Raw genomic sequence first — 17,811 nt, forward strand, 5'->3', positions numbered from 1 at the left:
CTGATTATTTGTAGTCATAAATTTAAGTCCCCACTTGTTTCTAAGTGGGGACTAAATTAAGGCTTATAGGATGAATTCAGAAGGTGTGTTCAGCGGACGCTTACTCTTTTTTTTCAAGAACGGCTGGGAAAAGATGGAAAATTATTTAAAATAATTAAGTTTCGTTCTATGAAAGATGTGGTCGATAAAGAAGGTAATCCTCTATCCGATGATCAAAGAATTACCCCATTTGGACAGAAATTAAGATGCTCGACTCTAGATGAAATGCCGCAACTTATCAATGTGCTAAAAGGTGATATGTGTATAGTAGGGCCAAGACCACAATTATGTGAGTTTATGCAATATTATACAGCCCATAAAATGCGTCGTCATGAAGTGAAGCCGGGTATGACAGGATTGGCTCAAGTCAGTGGTCGTAATAATCTTTCGTGGGAAGAAAAGTTCAACTTAGATGTAGAATATGTAGAGATCCAGTCAATTTTTTTAGATTTTAAGATTATGTTTAAGACATTAATTGTTATGCTAAAAAAAGAGGGAATCAATGCACCTGATCAGGTTGTTGGAGCAAGCCGGTTTTCTCGTTCAGAATCTACAGATACAAAATCTTCTTAAATTCGTTAATTTTTATAAAAGTATTTATATGATGATCAAAAAAGCTATTCTTCCAGTCGCAGGCCTCGGTACACGTTTTTTACCTGCCAGTAAATCTATTCCTAAAGAAATGGTGACTGTAGTTGACCGTCCAGCCATTGAGTATGTGGTACGCGAGGCTATCGCAGCTGGGATTGAACAGATTATTTTAGTGACTCATTCTTCCAAAGCATCGATTGAAAATTATTTCGACCGTAATTTTGAGCTGGAAACCACACTCGAAAACAAAAAGAAATTCGATTTGCTTAAAGAAATTACTGAGATTTTACCCCCACATGTGAGTGTGATCAGCGTACGTCAGCCACAACCACTCGGTCTAGGTCATGCCGTGCTCTGTGCGAAAGCAGTGATTGGAGAAGATGACTTTGCAGTTTTACTGCCTGATGTATTGGTGAAAGATTCTGATCAGGTTAATGACTTAAGTTTGATGATTCAACGTTTTAATTCATCTCAAGCTTCACAAATTATGGTGGAAGCTGTACCAGATCAGCTGGTCGATCAATACGGTATTGTCGATGTGGCTGCCTCCCCTGCAGAAGGTGAAAGTATTAAAATGCAAGGGATTGTAGAAAAACCGGCAGTCGGTACAGCACCTTCCAATCTTTCCGTTGTAGGTCGTTATGTCCTGCCTGCCAAAATTATGCAGTTATTGGAAAATACCCCTAAAGGTGCAGGCAACGAAATTCAGCTCACTGATGCGATTGCAGAATTACAAAAGACGGAAACGGTTGAAGCCTATCGAATGAAAGGTCAAACCTTTGACTGCGGCAGCAAACTGGGTTATCTCAAAGCCATGTTACATTATGGTGTAGATCATCCTAAATTGGGTGAGGACTTTAAAGCACTCATCCGGGAACTTACATTATAAGGCGGTGAATAATGAAGATTGCAGTATTTGGACAAACCCTGTATTCAGGTGTCCTATCAGCATTGTTAGCCGAATGTGGACATCAGGTGTATTGGTGTGATTTTCTGAAAAAAAGTGCTTTAGAACAAGCTTATGCTCAAGATGATGCAGTCAAACAGTTACTGGATAAACAGCAACAAAATGGATTTTTAAAATACTGTCACCTGAATGATATTGCCCTGGATATCGATGCTTATTTTTTTAGTTTTAATCCGACTGAAGAAAATTTGGGGATTGAAATATTAAAAGAAATCGGTCAGCGTCCAATTATTCATCCTAAACTGATGATTAATGCGTCCACGCTAGGCTTGCATGGTACGGAAAAATTACAAAAGTATTTACCTGAAGATGATTGGGTGTATTTACCTGACATCATTCAGGAGGGAAATGCCTTGGGCAGTATGACTCAAGCCGAACAGTTGATTGTGGGCTGCGAGCAAAGTAGGGTTCAACTCAAAATCCAGGAATTATTGCGTCCATTATTTCCACGTCATCAGCAATATTTATTTATGTCCATTTTAGATGCTGAATTTACCAAGCTTAGTATTTCAGGCATGTTGGCTACACGCATTAGCTATATCAATGACCTAGCCGTAGTGGCTGAAAAATTGGGCATTGATATCGAGCATGTGCGTCAGGGCATGGCAGCGGATAGCCGGATCGGGTCGTCCTATCTATATCCAGGTGCGGGTTTTGGTGGAGAGAATTTCTCGCATGATATTCTCACTTTGGCCAATACCGTGTCCGGGACAGGAGCTAAAAGTCAGCTGCTGGCGCAGGTTTGGGAAATCAATGAACAACAAAAAGAGCTGCTATTTAGAAAGCTGTGGAATTATTATCATGGCGATTTAAAAGGTAAAACTGTAGCAATTTGGGGTGCCTCTTTTAAAGAAAATACCTCTCGTATTCAGCAATCTCCCATTCATGCCATGCTAACTGCGCTTTGGGCACAAGGGGTGACGGTCAAACTGCATGATCCGCAGGCTTTGGCTGAAATTGAAAAAGTCTATGGTCATCGTGAGGACTTGATTTATTGTACCGAGCAGTATGAAGCCGTAAACGGCGCACATGCCTTATGCCTGTTAACTGCCTGGAAACAATATTGGAGTCCCGATTACCCAACTTTATTAAAAATAATGCAGCATCCGCTGATTTTGGATGGTCGAAATATTTATGATCCAGACTATGTGAAAGCACAGGGATTTGCCTATATGGGGGTAGGGCGTTAATGATGACTCAAACACAACTTTATCCAGTAGAAGAGACACATTCAGTTCTAGGTAAGTTATTAAGCTTAAAAAATGAATTAAAAAATAAACATTTAACCGATTTCTTTGCAGAAGAAGATGACCGTTTTCAAAAATTTTCTGTAAATTTAGACAATGTAGTTTTTGATTTTAGCAAGCATCGGGTCAATCAGGCTGTAATTGACCGTTTGGTTGAATGGGCCAATGCACAAGAGCTTAAACCCTGGATTAAACGGCTGTTTTCCAGTGAAGCCATTAACTATACCGAACAGCGTGCGGCGATGCACTGGGCATTACGTTTGCCTCTAGATAATCAACAGCATGCTGAAGTTGCAGCGCAGGTTCATCAGCAACTTCAGCGCATGTATACCTTGGTGGAAAAAATCCATGCCGGTCAATGTCGCGGTGCGACCGGGGAGGTGATCCAGGATGTGGTCAATATTGGTGTTGGAGGTTCGGATCTTGGGCCAGTGATGGTCAGTCATGCGCTATCTGATTTTAAAAAACAGACCACTAAGCCTTTAAATGTACATTTTGTCTCGACCATGGATGGCAGCCAGCTATCAGCATTGCTGCATCAGCTGCGCCCTGAAACCACTTTATTTATTATCTCATCCAAGTCTTTTGGCACCATTGATACCTTGTCCAATGCGCAAACCGTGCGTTTATGGCTGGAAAAAGCCTTAGGTCAGCATCCGCATATTCTGAAACACCATTTTATCGGAGTCTCGACCAAACCTGAAAAAATGACCGAATGGGGCATAGCTCCTGAAAATCAGTTGTTGCTTTGGGACTGGGTTGGCGGACGTTATTCGCTCTGGTCATGTATTGGTTTTCCTATTGCACTCAGTATAGGGGTTGCAGGCTTTAAGCAGCTACTGGCCGGGGCTTATGCGATGGATCAACATTTCCAGAATGCCCCTTTTGCAGAGAATATTCCGGTATTGATGGGCTTGCTGGGTGCCTGGAATACCAACTTTCTAGATATCCAGACCCATGCCATTTTGCCTTATGATGGTCGTTTAAAATACTTTGCAGCCTATTTACAGCAGCTGGAAATGGAATCGAATGGTAAATCGATTCAACGTACAGGTGAGCAGGTTGAAACCAATACTTGCCCGATTGTTTGGGGTGAGGTCGGACCCAATGCCCAACATGCTTTCTATCAGTTATTGCATCAAGGTACACAAGCCGTCAGCTGTGATTTTATTGCACCGGTCAAACGCTATAATGCCCAGCAATTTACTTATGTAGATAATGCCGATGCCTTGATTGAGCAGCATCATTTGGCACTGTCCAATTGTCTGGCACAGTCACGCTTGCTGGCATTTGGTAATCAGGCCTTGGATCAGGCTGAACTCGATCATTTACCTGTCTATAAACAATATGTAGGCAATCAGCCTAGTAGCACCATTTTACTCAAAGAGCTGACACCGTATAGTCTGGGTATGTTGATTGCCATGTATGAACATAAAGTGTTTGTGCAGTCTGTACTCTGGAATATCAATCCCTTTGATCAATGGGGTGTTGAAAAAGGCAAGGAAATTGCCAATCAGCTGTTGCCGATTTTAAGTGGTGAAAGTCAGAATATTTCAGATTTAGATGCCTCGACTCGAGGCTTAATAGATATTTTATTAGGAAAAACCCATGGCTAAAATTTTAGTGACCGGTGGAGCAGGTTATATTGGCTCGCATACCTGCGTGGAACTGTTAAATTCAGAGCATGAAGTCATTGTGCTGGATAATCTCTGCAATTTACTTAAAGAGCTGACACCCTATAGTCTGGGGATGCTGATTGCCATGTATGAACATAAAGTGTTTGTGCAGTCTGTACTGTGGAATATTAATCCCTTTGACCAGTGGGGTGTTGAAAAGGGCAAGGAAATTGCCAATCAGCTGCTGCCGATTTTAAGTGGCGAAAGTCAGAATGTTTCAGAGCTGGATGCCTCGACTCAAGGTTTATTAAAGATATTATTAGGAAAAACAGATGGCTAAAATCTTAGTGACCGGCGGTGCAGGCTTTATCGGCTCGCATACCTGTGTGGAACTGTTAAGTTCAGAGCATGAAGTCATCGTGCTGGATAATCTCTGCAATAGTTCGGAAGAGTCTTTAAACCGTGTACAACAGATCTGTGGAAAAAACCTTACTTTTGTGCAAGGTGACATTCGTGATGCACAAGTTTTAGATCAGGTTTTTCAGCAGCATCACATTGATGCGGTGATTCATTTTGCCGGGTTAAAAGCGGTAGGTGAAAGCCAGCAAATTCCATTGGCTTATTTTGACAATAATATTTCTGGCTCCATTCAACTGGTACAGGCCATGCAGCGCGCAGGGGTATTTAATCTGGTCTTCAGTTCCTCGGCTACAGTGTATGATGAGGCGAATGTATCACCTTTAAATGAAGACATGCCTACAGGTATGCCGAGTAATAACTATGGTTATACCAAACTGATTGTTGAACAGCTTTTACAGAAATTGTCCCTAGCAGATCAACGCTGGTCGATTGCCTTACTGCGTTATTTCAACCCGGTCGGTGCGCATAAAAGTGGTCGTATTGGAGAAGATCCGCAAGGCATTCCGAATAACCTGATGCCATTTGTCACTCAAGTCGCAGTTGGCCGTCGTGAAAAACTGTCGATCTTCGGCAATGATTACGATACAGCTGATGGAACTGGCGTGCGCGATTATATCCATGTGGTGGATTTGGCGAATGCGCATTTGTGTGCCTTGAATAATCGCCTTATGGCAAAAGGCTGTCGTGCCTGGAATATTGGAACCGGTCAGGGGTCATCGGTTCTAGAAGTAGTGAAAACGTTTGAACGGGTCAACCATGTGCCGGTCGCCTATAGCATTGAGCCGCGTCGTGAAGGTGATGTGGCGACTTCATTTGCAGACAATACCCGTGCTATGCAAGAGTTAGGTTGGAAACCGCAATATACTCTGGAAGATATGCTGGCTGATAGCTGGAACTGGCAAAAGCAAAATCCGAAAGGGTTTATCTAAGATCCGATCATGAACAGACAGGTGGATTCGATGATCTTGAAATTAATTTTGAGTGATTTATATCGATATACAGGCAATCAAAAACTAAGTTCTTTTATTAAAAATTATTTTTTTAATCGAGGATTTAATTTTTCTGTGTGGCTTAGAATTGCCAGTTCTAAAACTTTGCTCGCCAAGATTGCCTATCCTGTTTTTTATTATAAAAAGAAAAAATATGGCATTGATATTCATGCCAATACAAAAATTGGGTTTGGTTTATATATTGGTCATGGTGGACCATTGGTGGTAAGTCCAACGGCAACGATAGGTAATAATGTGAATTTATCACAATATACCACGATTGGGGCAAATTTAGGTCCAGCGGCTATGATTGGAGATAATGTCTATATAGGGCCAAATGTGTGCATTATTGAAAATGTTAAAATTGGCAATAATGTAACGATTGGTGCGGGCAGTATAGTGACCAAAGACATCCCTGAAAATGCAACTGCTGCAGGTAACTATGCCAAGGTACTTAACTTTGAACAGCCAGGAAAGTTTGTGAACAAAAGATATAAAATTTAAATGACTAGTTTTTAAAATAAAAGAGCTCAATTTGAGCTCTTTTTATAAGATGGCAATACAATTGTACATTGCAATCTTATTTTTAACGATTGCCTTGAATCAGTTGGGTCAATTCATCCACATAATCTTGTATCGGTTCAGGATTTTTATCTGCACGGCTTTCAATATTTAAGCGCAGTAATGGCTCGGTATTGGAAGCGCGTACATTGAAACGCCATGCACCAAAATCCAGGCTTACACCATCTGTTTGATCAATTGCTGGATTTTGATCGGCATAATGATCAAAAATCTTTTGAATGGTCGTTTGGGTATCTGCCACTTTGAAGTTGATTTCGCCTGAGCATGGGAATTTTGCAATCATTTCTTCTACCAGAGCAGACAACGGTTTTTGAGTTTCAGACAATACCGACACCGCTAACAGCCATGGAATCATGCCGCTATCGCAATAGGCAAAGTCACGGAAATAATGGTGTGCACTCATTTCTCCGCCATACACAGCATTATGCTCACGCATTTTTTCTTTAATGAAAGAGTGGCCGGATTTAGACTGGATCGATTCACCCTGGTATTGTTCAACAATATCAAAGGTATTCCAGACCAAGCGAGGGTCATGCACAATTTTCTCACCCGACTGTTTCAGCAAGAACGCTTGTGCCAATAGACCCACAATATAATAGCCTTCAATAAACTGGCCTTTTTCATCAAACAGGAAGCAGCGGTCAAAGTCGCCATCCCAGGCAAGGCCCATGTCAGCCCCATGCTCAATCACGGCTTTACGCGTGCTGTCACGGTTTTCAACGAGCAGCGGGTTAGGAATACCATTCGGAAAGGTGCCATCGGCTTCATGGTGAATTTTAATAAATTCTACCGGTACATTCAGGACTTTGAATTTTTCTTCAATCGCATCAATCACATGACCCGCTGCACCATTACCCGCGTTTACCACCAGTTTCATGGGTGCGATTTTGCAAGGTTCGATGTAAGTCATGAGGTGATCTACAAATTCAGGCAGGATATTATATTTTTCGGTCGTCCCTTTTTGCTCAACGTCTTTAAATACGCCTGATTCTGCTAAAAGCTGGATGTCTTTTAAACCCGTATCTGCACTGATCGGACGGGCATTTTCACGCACCAGTTTCATGCCATTGTAATCCATCGGATTATGACTGGCAGTGATTTCAATGCCCCCTTGAACGTCTAGGTGGAATGCTCCAAAATAGACTTCTTCCGTACCAGTCATGCCTAAATCGAGTACCTTAACACCAGCATCATTTAAACCGCGAATGGTCGCCTGCTTCAGGTCTTCACTGCTCAAACGAATATCACAACCGATTACCACTGTTTTAGGTTGATAAATTTGGCCATAAGCCCGGCCAATTTTATAAGCGATGTCTTCGTTTAATTCTTCACCCAATTTTCCACGAATATCGTAGGCTTTAAAGCAGCTTAGTGTTGTCATGTGAGTTATCAAGATCCTTTAAAATTAATGGGAAACGGAAGGAGTGACCATATCATAGCACCATAATTCTCTTATCAGATTTCGTGCAGTCATGATTGTAACTACCTTATTTATGTGATGTTCAATCGGTTTTTTATCTCAATCTCATGATCTAGATTGTCGAGTATGAGTTATGTGATTGGTGAAGATGAATTTTTTACTGAGTGCCATTTCTCAAGAATACGCTCCGCCCAGCCTTCATAATAACGAGCATCAATGGCAATAAGGTCTTTTGCAGGATGATTAATCGTATAAGGCTTTATGTCATGTATTTTAGTTAAAAATTCTTTAGGCCAACTCAGAGATTGTGACAGGATCACAATTTTGAAAGGCTCTATCTGCCGATTCATGAGTTTATTGCTATTATGATCATATCTGAGCATGAGAGTAGAAATATTTTTTTTCCCATCTGATGTGTCTATTTCACATAAGTAAAACAGCTTATTATCATTCTGATCGAGTATTAGTGTTATATAAAATCGGCGATTTTTACCATTCTTGAGTTTATGTCCTTTAAATCTGCCACATTTTACGAAATCTTTATTATGGATGTTTTCGACTTTATACCCCTTTTTTTCGATTTCTTTTACCATCAGGAAAAAATTATGATGATGGTCATCTACAAAAGTGGTGCCTGAATCTATGGTAAAGCCTGGTAAAGTGCCATCATCTTGTGCTTCACCACCTGCAAAACCATGCTCTATTGAATCATCTTTTCTACCTGTATTCCCTCCTTGACCGGCGATTTCTGAACGGGAAGCATGTATAGAGAAGCGTAGGTCTTCAATAGTAAGAATTTGCCCAACTTTATTTCGAAGTTGTGTAATTTGCTGATCGATATCAGCCTTAGCTTCACTGTCAAGTTTAGATTTATCTTGACTCCCTGACGGTTTTTGCCTCTTATTTTCACCAAAAATATCTTTAATCTCCCCCAAACGTTTTTGAGTGACCACATGAAATATAATGGGCTTCTTTATTCCTGTTTCTAAATTTTCAAACGAATTGATACGCTCGATCCGAAAAATCTTTTTTTCTGGATACATGAGACCATCCACATCGAGTTGAATGTTGTCTAGGACAGGGGCATCCATATCAAAGTGATAGGCTTGGGAGTGGGCCTGATTTGCAATGGTTTTTTCATAAACACTTAAGAATGTCCGATTTAATTCAGGGTGTAAAAGAATTAACGCGAGTTTTTGTAGAAAAACACGATCTTTTAAATCCTTTGCGGTTATTTTTCTGTTCGGTGCAATAAAAATATGAAATGCTTTCTTTTCATTGCGATCAATTAGTACATCAGTTGTGTATCTTTCAGCAAACAGTGCCGCACGTAAAAAATAGGGGTGAGAGAAGAGAAGATCTCGTCCTAATACTAGTTTAGGTATTTGAATGATCCACCCCTCCAAAGCATTTCCTGGATTGTGATATTGGAAACTGAAGCAGGGACGATTGCGATATGTCGGATGGGTATTTACAGTTGGATTTTCTGCATTGGTCTTGTTCAAAATTCCCAAATTGATTTGAGTGAGCTTGCGGTTGACTAGAGATACTGGCTCAATTTGATTTAGCGGTGTTTTGTAGTGATATAAGAGGATGCTTTCAATTGGCATTTCAGTTTCAAAATATCTATTATCAGGTGCATCACATAAAGTTGTCTCGATATAAAAACGAGTTGCCCCACGACGGGTAATCTGTGTTGCATAATAGTAAATGTTTTCTTTTGGTACACAGGCTAAAGGAAGCGTCCTCACTATTTTTACCCCATTATATGATTAAAAAATCGACGCGCTTCTGGCGTTAAGCGTTCTGGGCTTAATCCGGATAGGCGTAGAAAGACACTCGGCGGATAGTACTTATTCTCAGTTTGTTGATGAATAAATGTCCGAGTAAGACGACGTATTTGATAACACTCTACAGACTCAGCGTAACGATCTAGAAATGCTGTAGTCAACGGCAGAAAATGCCAGTTTTTTTCAATCAGGCTGACATGACCTAGTTGTTTGATCAAAAATTTTTTAGTCCATTGTGGTGAGTCTATGTCTTCTAATAATTCATCACGTATCTTAATCAGTTGTTTCATAAACTGACGATCCCGAATATTCCAGTCGACACGTGGCTTGGGTGGGGAGAGTGGTGCCATGACAGCGGTTTGATTGATCTTTAATAGCCATTCTTTTTGGCTACGATACAAACGAGCATACAGTGCACCATTTTTTTGGCGGGCTGATTTGACTGGTAATTCCTGAATTAACTGTATCCATTTGATTTGATCATCCGAAAATATTTGATTAGTCTCAGGTTTCACATTGACTGGGATGGTTTGTTCTTCTATAGCTGTGGCCGCCATATCAAGGTATTGTTGATACGTGTGAATTGGGCTGCATGTGGAAATCAGAGCCCTTATCAGGATCAAATGTTCGAGATATGAAAAAGCTTTTCGGTGTTTTCTGCAGATATTCTTGAGCCAGCAATTCTCAGACCGCAGATCACCTAGGTTATAGTATTGAAGAAAATTTTCACCCCAATAATCGACAACAAGTTGACGAACTCTTTCATAGTTGACATTTTTTTGACCTGATAGTAAATCCCTGTCTTTCAAGAGATTGAAATAGGCATTCGATAAAGTCGAAAAATTTTGTACAGTGATGTAGGTTGAATGAGTGAGTAGCTCATCGATTAGTTCTGCAAGCTCGATATGGTGATGTAAGTCCTGTGGATTAAATTTGAGCTGTGAAGAATCCTTAAGAGCATTTAAATGAGCAACATAAAATTTTCGGTCTAGTCCATTACAAGGGACTGAGCTTACAAAAAGGGGGGATGCATGCTTTGTACAATATTCATATCCTGTAATCTGCCAGCTGCGTTTCCAGTAAACTTCACCATATTGCTCCATCTGTTCTTGCCAGCAATGAGGGCAGAACCGAAAAAAATTTACAGATTTGATTCGTGACGCATTTTTTCCCAGCTTGGTATGCAGTGATTGGTACTGTTCACTTTGCAATATCTTTACAGCATGAATCATCACAGCTCTAGGTTGAAACGGTTGATAAATTGGCAACAAGGTGTGCTGGTTGATTAAACGGAGTGCATCATAGCAATCCGGTAAATAACTGGCCAATTTGTCTAGATGAGAGGGTAAATCATAAGTTGGTGTCAAATTCCTGTTGTTGAATAACTCTTCCGTGAGATATTTTGGACTCAGAATTCCATGGTGAACGGCATAACGTGCAATTACACTATAAATCAACTCATCTGGATATGGGGTTGGAAAATTCGAAATCACGATGTCTCACCCTCCATTCTTTCTGCTTAATGCAAAATTGGCTGTGTAGGATTAAACAAGTAGTTCGATGATTTTAATAGCTCATAGACATCTACTTCCTGTTCTTGTGCTTGACTGAAAAAATTTCGTAAATCATTCGCTTCAGTACTCTTCCATTCCTCTGCTTTCATCACTTTACGTGATGCTCTTGGCTTCTTTACTGGAGTTGTAATCTGATCTTTTTCAAGTTCATCTTCAGTGGAAGAGCTATCTAATATCTCTAAAATATGCTGGAGAAGTACCTGTAATTTTTCGTTTGGATATCGTTTTAATGTAGAAGTAACATACTGTTCTATTGTAGCAGCCGGGTGACCAAAGGCTGTCAGCATACCAATGAGGGTAGAATAATGCGGTCCTAAATCTTTATGCTGTTTTTCCATTTTTAATTCAGATTTAAAACGTTGTTTTTCAACATATTCTTCAATTTGAACTTGAGGGATGGTTAGGTCAGAATACCGTGCAATACGTGCGGGATTGCCTGAACGCAGTGCATCTAAAATGTCGTGGACTGGCTGTAATTGTTCTTCATAGACCTTTTTAAATAATTCTGAGGTGATTTTTTCCAGGCCGATGGTGATGGCGTGAATTTGTACCAGACAGAACAGCTTAACCACTAGATCTGGAATACCCTGCGTATAATAATACCAAGTGTTTCTTAATTCATCGGTCAGTTCAGCTGGTTGTTGAATCCATTGATATTGCCACAGCTTGTTGGTAAAGGCATACCATTCAGAAATGATCATTTGATCAGGGTCGCCAGGATCGGGAATAGGCACTTCATTTCGCATAGGTTCCCAGATTAAAGAGCCTAATCCTGCACTGCGTCTAGCTGACCTTAAGTCTTCTTGCAGGATTTCATTCGCTTTAGGTGTCCCAATCATCACGATAGGGATCGATGCCACATTCACCAGCGTGACAAAGAAATTAAGAATGATCTCAGCCCCGCCAGATTTTTTTGTATTCAAATGCTGGATTTCATCAATGATCAGAAGTCCAATAGAATAATTATTTGCGATAATTTTCATCTGTTGCAGCATTGCATTCACATTTAAGCGGCTTCTGGTGAAACGATGCTCAAAGTTAGTATCTCCTAATGCTAAATCTACTGCTCTAAAAAAGTTTGAACATAAGTTTTTTAAAGAGCTGTCATGCGGGCAATCAATTTTAAGGAAAACAATTTGTTTTAATCCTAGCTCTTTATGCTCAATCACTTGCGGGTAATAACGCAAAATCTTGTTCATCGTCGTTGTTTTGCCGCTTCCTGAGCATCCTATAATTGACATGCTGGTCGCAGTTGATTCTGGAGGTGCATATCGGTAAGAACTTTCATTTGATGGTTCAAGTTGTTGAAAAGCGGCGTGTAAATGCCTTTGTCTATCACCATTATTGATGTTTCTACTCACGTAACCTTGCCGGATCATGATAGAAATTTTTTGTTCCAGTGATAGATGTTTGGTCAGTGGTTGAAAAAAATCATGAGGCAGCTGAGCAATCAGATGGATTCTTTCTGGTTGGGGTAAGAAACGTTGTTCTGGAATAAATTTCAGTTTTCCCCGTAGGTGTTTAATGACTGACTTTGTATCAAGGATAGGCGGTAATTTAGTAATGAGAGGATTATCCCCATAGATGTCTTGTATCGATGTATTAACTACTATTTCATTATTATTCATTCTTCATCGTCCTCTTCAAATAATTGTCTCATTAAGTCTGGTTGACTGGTTAAATCCAGATTGCTGCTGTCAGATTGGGATATTTGAGAATTGTCTTGGTTGGGATTGATAGTCTGGATAGAATTGCTGGGTCTGTTCTGGAGATGTTCCGCACGTTCCACTTGGATAGCTTCTTGTTTATTCTGACGGATATCCCGAGTACGTTGTGCTTTAGAAAGTTGGTGTACTCCTACTTGAGCCTGCCGACTCTGTGCTGCATGAATGATTTTGTCAGTAAAATCCTGCAATTCACTGATGGCTACAGACTTTAGTTGCGAATGCTGTTTTTCAACAGTTTTGATCGCTTTTTGAATTTGTTCAGCTTCCCACCAGGTCAGATGCTGATATTGACGTGAGGCATCACTTAAGTGGGCTTCCCAGTATTCCAATTTATTTTCATCAAAGAAAACATAAATGGTATTTACTGAGTATGGGTCAAAACCAATCCGCAACTTTTTCGGGCGGGATTTGGTCGTGTTACGAATAAACCAGCCTTGTTGATGCATTTCCAAACATTGATAGACTAATCCTTTGACTTTAAGTCCTTTATCACTTAAGGATGCATCGATCCTAGGTAGCAAGCCAACATATAGTGATTTGTTATCCACTTGTCTCAACATCCCAGTACGGTGCTGTAGGCCCCACTGCCAGAGCTTAAGAGGGATAGAAGGCAGGTCAGTTGGCATATCGGCACTGCGATCATATTTTGTCAAAACGTCAAAATTATTGCGTAATAAGACGCAGCTTAATATGATTTTTCTGAACTCTTCTAGAGTCAGACAAGCTTCTAGGCGATAATCATGTCCGCCTTTCTTTTTTTCCTTGAATCCAGAAACAACACCGATATTCTCGTAGGATTTAAAGCGTGACTGAATGATTCCGAAAGCCCTCTCCACAATACCTTTGGCATCGCTTCGATATGGTGGAGCATTTTCAATTCGAACAGAAAAGTTTTTTTCAAGAAGTTCAATTTGATATCCAATTAGTTCACCGCGGTCTGCAAGTATGGCACTAGGTAAACCATAAATAGGCCAGTCTTCCGATTGTATTTGCAAGCCGTAACTCTGACAGAATGTCACTTTATCTTGGATTGCAACGCTGAGGCATTGTATGGCTGTGTTAAATGAACTGTTTTCCATACCGACATAAAGCCCAGTAATCATTCGGCTGATATGGTAATTTAATTAAGTTTGTTTGATTTTATATCCTAAGTTATTGATATTTTGAATGCATTATTTTTAAATTTTAAAATTAAGTTTGTATTTGAATTTTGTATATTAAATTATGAGCAAAATTAAGTTTGTTTGTAGATTTCCATCATTTGAGACACGATTTTTTGCTCAGAAAGGCAAAGATCAGCTTAAATAAGAATGATATTTTCAAGAGAAATTTAAAAAATTGATACTTGTTGAATGTTAAATAAGAGTTTTATGCAGATATATGCTATTGAATATATTGCATTTTTAATAAAAACTTTGTTTTTATAGCATGGGTTTTAATTTAGATTGCATTATATTAAAAAACCCTTTAGATTTGGCAGAGAACTACCATACCTAAAGGGTTCGATTTGCTGTTTGCTTACTTTATAAATATACAAACTAAAATAATTAAATCTAAACTTAATTATTTGATACAAACTTAATTATACGAACACACCCAGCCTTATATCAAAATTTATTATTCAACCGTTACCGATTTTGCCAGGTTGCGTGGTTGATCGACATCCGTACCACGTAAGACTGCGACATGGTAAGACAGGAGCTGCACCGGAATACTATAAACAATAGGCGCAAGAACCGGGCTGATACTTGGCACATGAACTACATGTTGGCGGTCTTTTCCTTTAATACCACTGTTTTCATCAGCAAAGACAAACAGTTCACCACCACGAGCCTGAACTTCTTCCATATTGGATTTGAGCTTGTCGAGCATGTCGTCTTGCGGAGCAAGAATCACCACCGGCATGTCATTGTCTACCAGTGCCAATGGACCATGTTTCAGTTCACCAGCTGCATAACCTTCGGCATGAATATATGAAATTTCTTTCAGTTTCAACGCACCTTCAAGGGCAATCGGAAACTCGGTACCACGACCTAAAAACAGGCAGTGCTGCTTTTCTACAAACAGTTCAGATAAACGTAAAATGTCTTTATCATGTTGCAAAGTATCTAAAATGACTTTCGGGGTATGCCATAAATCAGTAGTAATGGCAGTAATTTGTTCAGCCGAGATACTTTGCTTGACTTGACCAATTTTCAGTACCAGCAGCATGAGTGCTGCAAGTTGGGTGGTAAATGCTTTGGTTGAAGCAACGCCAATTTCAGGTCCAGCCAAGGTTAACAGGCTATGATTGGTTTCACGTACCATTGAAGAGGTAGCCACATTACAAATGGTCATGGTGGTAATGTTTAAACTTTTTGCAGCAGCGCGTTTTTGGGTATCACGCAGCGCAGCCAAAGTATCGGCTGTTTCACCGGATTGAGAAATACATACATAAAGTGTGTTATTGACAATCACAGGGGTGCGGTAACGGAATTCGCTGGCAATTTCGACTTGGCAAGGCAGGTCAATCAGTTGCTCAAACCAGTATTTTGCAATCATGCCGGCATGGTAACTGGTTCCACAGGCAATAATTTGCACCTGTTGAATCTTTTCAAAATCAGCAACGGCTTTACTTAAGAAATCTTCGCGTAAATCGTTGCCATTCAAGGCTTGGGAAATGGTTTGCTGAATCGCTTCAGGTTGCTCATAAATTTCTTTGAGCATGTAGTGCTTATATTCACCTTTAGACGCATTGCTGACTGTTGCATCCAGTTCTTTTACTGGGCGATTCACCAATTGCCCATCCACAAAAACTTCAATGCTATTACGTGTTAAACGTGCAATATCACCTTCTTCCAGGTAAATAAAACGGTTGGTAATTGGAAGCAGCGCCAATTGATCCGAACTGATAAAGTTCTCGCCAATGCCGACACCAATGACCAAAGGTGAACCTTCACGAACGGTAATCAGCTCATTCGGATGATCGGTATGCACGATACCCAGTGCATAAGCCCCTTTGAGCTGAGGAACAACCTGTTGAACCGCTTCTAGAAGACTGGAAGTTGATTTTAATGCATCATTGACCAGATGTGCGACAACTTCGGTATCCGTTTGTGAAGTAAACACATAGCCCAAGGCTTCAAGATCGTCTTTCAGTTCTTGATAGTTTTCAATAATGCCGTTATGCACCACAGCTACCGTACCAGAAACATGCGGGTGAGCATTGTTTTCAGTCGGTTTGCCATGGGTTGCCCAGCGGGTATGTGCAATCCCCAGTGAACCTTCGATATTCGACTCATTCACTGCCTGTTCCAAGTTGATCACTTTACCCACACGGCGTTCGCGCAGGACATGACCGCCATTGATCAGCGCAACCCCAGCTGAATCATAGCCACGGTATTCCAGGCGCTTAAGACCTTCAATTAAAATATTGCTAATATTACGTTCTGCAACGCCACCGACAATTCCGCACATATTTATAATCCTCTTATTTTTTCAATTTTTGGGGGCGTTGATAGTTTTCTTTAGCCACTTGTTTTGATCGTTCAAAGGCCAAACTATTTTCTGCTACATCGCGTGTGATGACTGAACCTGCACCGACAGTGGCACCATTGCCAATACTGACCGGGGCAACCAGTGAACTGTTCGAGCCGATAAAGGCTGAATCACCAATAATGGTTTTAAATTTATTGGCACCATCATAATTACAGGTAATGGTACCGGCACCAATATTTGAACCTGCGCCGACTTCGGCATCACCTAAATAAGTAAAATGATTGGCTTTAGAGCCGAGGCCAATTGTGGAATTTTTCACTTCAACAAAGTTGCCAATATGCACTTCATTGGCAAGCTTGGCACCAGGGCGTAAACGGGCAAACGGTCCAATTTGCGTATCTTCACCGACCACGGCATTGTCAAAGATACTATAGGGTTGTACTTTGGTGCCTGAAGCAATCTTGGTATTCTTAATCACGCAACCCGCACCAATTTCAACATTGTTGCCGAGTTCGCAATCACCTTCGATGATCACGTTGATATCGATCCGCACATCTTGACCGACTGTAAGATTGCCACGCAGGTCAAAACGGCTTGGATCAATGATATGTACGCCTTGCTGCATCAGAAGTTTGGCCTGGTAGGCCTGGAATTCGCGTTCTAAAGCAGCCAATTGGATGCGGTCATTCACGCCTTCCACTTCAAAGGCACGTTCCGGTTCAACAGAAGCCACTTCAAGACCATCGGCAATCGCCATGGCCACGATGTCGGTCAGGTAATATTCGCCTTGGGCATTGTTGTTGCTTAATTTTGGTAACCATTGATGCAGTTTGGCATTGCTGACACAGTAAATACCGGTATTGATTTCCTTGATTTGACGCTGTGCATCGTTTGCATCTTTATGTTCAACAATGGCTTGAATTTTATTGTTTTCACGCACGATACGGCCATAACCGGTCGCATCAGCCAAAGTTAGTGTCACCAGACCAATACCTGTTTCACGTGAAACAGCGAGCAGCTTCTCTAAGGTTTCTTGGCTAATGCAAGGGACATCACCGGAAAGAATGAGTGAAACACCATCAGTAGGTAGTACGGGTAACGTCACTTTTACCGCATGGCCTGTACCCAGCTGTTCGGCTTGTTCAACCCATTGTACATTTTCCTGTGCAAAGGCTTGTTGAACTAGATCACCGCCGTGTCCAAAAATGGTAATAATATTTTTGGCATTTAATTTTTTAGCCGTTTCAATGACATGACCGAGTAGAGGGCGTCCTGCGAGCGGCTGCAATACTTTGGGTAAGCTCGAACGCATTCGAGTTCCTTTACCGGCAGCAAGAATAATCACAGAAGTTGACATAATACACCTTAAAAA

The 17,811-nt window shown here is 40.7% G+C and carries 12 protein-coding genes and 3 pseudogenes; 8 read left to right on the forward strand and 7 right to left on the reverse strand.

Features of this window, described 5'->3' with window-relative positions; genetic code table 11:
* Positions 1–108 precede the first annotated feature (108 nt).
* The 8 genes and pseudogenes from ACE01T_RS11345 to ACE01T_RS11380 form a co-directional block, all read left to right on the forward strand.
* Positions 109–612, forward strand: a pseudogene (locus ACE01T_RS11345) (sugar transferase); the annotation flags it as partial.
* 31 nt (positions 613–643) lie between these two features.
* Entirely contained in the window at positions 644–1,519 is an 876-nt protein-coding gene (galU, locus tag ACE01T_RS11350; protein WP_395519291.1) for a UTP--glucose-1-phosphate uridylyltransferase GalU, read from the forward strand.
* Between the two features lie 11 nt (positions 1,520–1,530).
* Positions 1,531–2,787: a nucleotide sugar dehydrogenase gene (locus tag ACE01T_RS11355; protein WP_395519280.1), complete on the forward strand. Its 1,257-nt coding sequence runs from the start codon at positions 1,531–1,533 to the stop codon at positions 2,785–2,787.
* 2 nt (positions 2,788–2,789) lie between these two features.
* Positions 2,790–4,460, forward strand: coding sequence for a glucose-6-phosphate isomerase (gene pgi / locus ACE01T_RS11360; RefSeq protein WP_395519292.1), 1,671 nt, complete (start codon positions 2,790–2,792; stop codon positions 4,458–4,460).
* Positions 4,453–4,564 (forward strand): annotated as a pseudogene (locus tag ACE01T_RS11365) (NAD-dependent epimerase/dehydratase family protein); the annotation flags it as partial. The gene pgi and the pseudogene ACE01T_RS11365, both read left to right, overlap by 8 nt.
* Positions 4,561–4,800: pseudogene (locus ACE01T_RS11370) on the forward strand (glucose-6-phosphate isomerase); the annotation flags it as partial. The pseudogenes ACE01T_RS11365 and ACE01T_RS11370, both read left to right, overlap by 4 nt.
* Entirely contained in the window at positions 4,793–5,809 is a 1,017-nt protein-coding gene (galE, locus tag ACE01T_RS11375; protein ID WP_180081532.1) for a UDP-glucose 4-epimerase GalE, read from the forward strand. The pseudogene ACE01T_RS11370 and the gene galE, both read left to right, overlap by 8 nt.
* A 30-nt stretch (positions 5,810–5,839) precedes the next feature.
* The gene (locus tag ACE01T_RS11380; RefSeq protein WP_180081531.1) at positions 5,840–6,373 is read left to right on the forward strand and encodes a serine acetyltransferase; all 534 of its coding nucleotides are present in this window, start codon (positions 5,840–5,842) and stop codon (positions 6,371–6,373) included.
* A gap of 82 nt (positions 6,374–6,455) precedes the next feature.
* On the opposite strand, the gene ACE01T_RS11385 is transcribed toward ACE01T_RS11380, so the two are convergent.
* The 7 genes from ACE01T_RS11385 to glmU form a co-directional block, all read right to left on the reverse strand.
* Positions 6,456–7,832, reverse strand: a complete 1,377-nt coding sequence (locus ACE01T_RS11385; RefSeq protein WP_395519281.1) for a phosphohexomutase domain-containing protein — start codon at positions 7,830–7,832, stop codon at positions 6,456–6,458.
* Positions 7,833–8,002: 170 nt separating this feature from the next.
* On the reverse strand, positions 8,003–9,622 hold the full coding sequence (locus ACE01T_RS11390) for a Tn7-like element transposition protein TnsE (RefSeq protein ID WP_395519282.1): 1,620 nt from the start codon (positions 9,620–9,622) through the stop codon (positions 8,003–8,005).
* 5 nt (positions 9,623–9,627) lie between these two features.
* Positions 9,628–11,154, reverse strand: coding sequence for a TnsD family Tn7-like transposition protein (locus ACE01T_RS11395; RefSeq protein WP_395519283.1), 1,527 nt, complete (start codon positions 11,152–11,154; stop codon positions 9,628–9,630).
* 26 nt (positions 11,155–11,180) lie between these two features.
* Positions 11,181–12,863, reverse strand: a complete 1,683-nt coding sequence (locus ACE01T_RS11400; RefSeq protein ID WP_395519284.1) for an AAA family ATPase — start codon at positions 12,861–12,863, stop codon at positions 11,181–11,183.
* Positions 12,860–14,065, reverse strand: a complete 1,206-nt coding sequence (locus tag ACE01T_RS11405) for a TnsB C-terminal domain-containing protein (protein ID WP_489752751.1) — start codon at positions 14,063–14,065, stop codon at positions 12,860–12,862. Before ACE01T_RS11405 ends, ACE01T_RS11400 begins: the two co-directional genes overlap by 4 nt.
* A 514-nt stretch (positions 14,066–14,579) precedes the next feature.
* Positions 14,580–16,418 carry a glutamine--fructose-6-phosphate transaminase (isomerizing) gene (gene glmS, locus ACE01T_RS11410; protein ID WP_395519286.1) on the reverse strand — a complete coding sequence of 613 codons (1,839 nt, stop codon included), beginning with the start codon at positions 16,416–16,418 and terminating at the stop codon, positions 14,580–14,582.
* 13 nt (positions 16,419–16,431) lie between these two features.
* Positions 16,432–17,796: a bifunctional UDP-N-acetylglucosamine diphosphorylase/glucosamine-1-phosphate N-acetyltransferase GlmU gene (gene glmU, locus ACE01T_RS11415; protein ID WP_395519287.1), complete on the reverse strand. Its 1,365-nt coding sequence runs from the start codon at positions 17,794–17,796 to the stop codon at positions 16,432–16,434.
* Positions 17,797–17,811 lie beyond the last annotated feature (15 nt).

Origin of the sequence: Acinetobacter uliginosus (assembly GCF_044130295.1) — a bacterium.
Taxonomy (GTDB): domain Bacteria; phylum Pseudomonadota; class Gammaproteobacteria; order Pseudomonadales; family Moraxellaceae; genus Acinetobacter.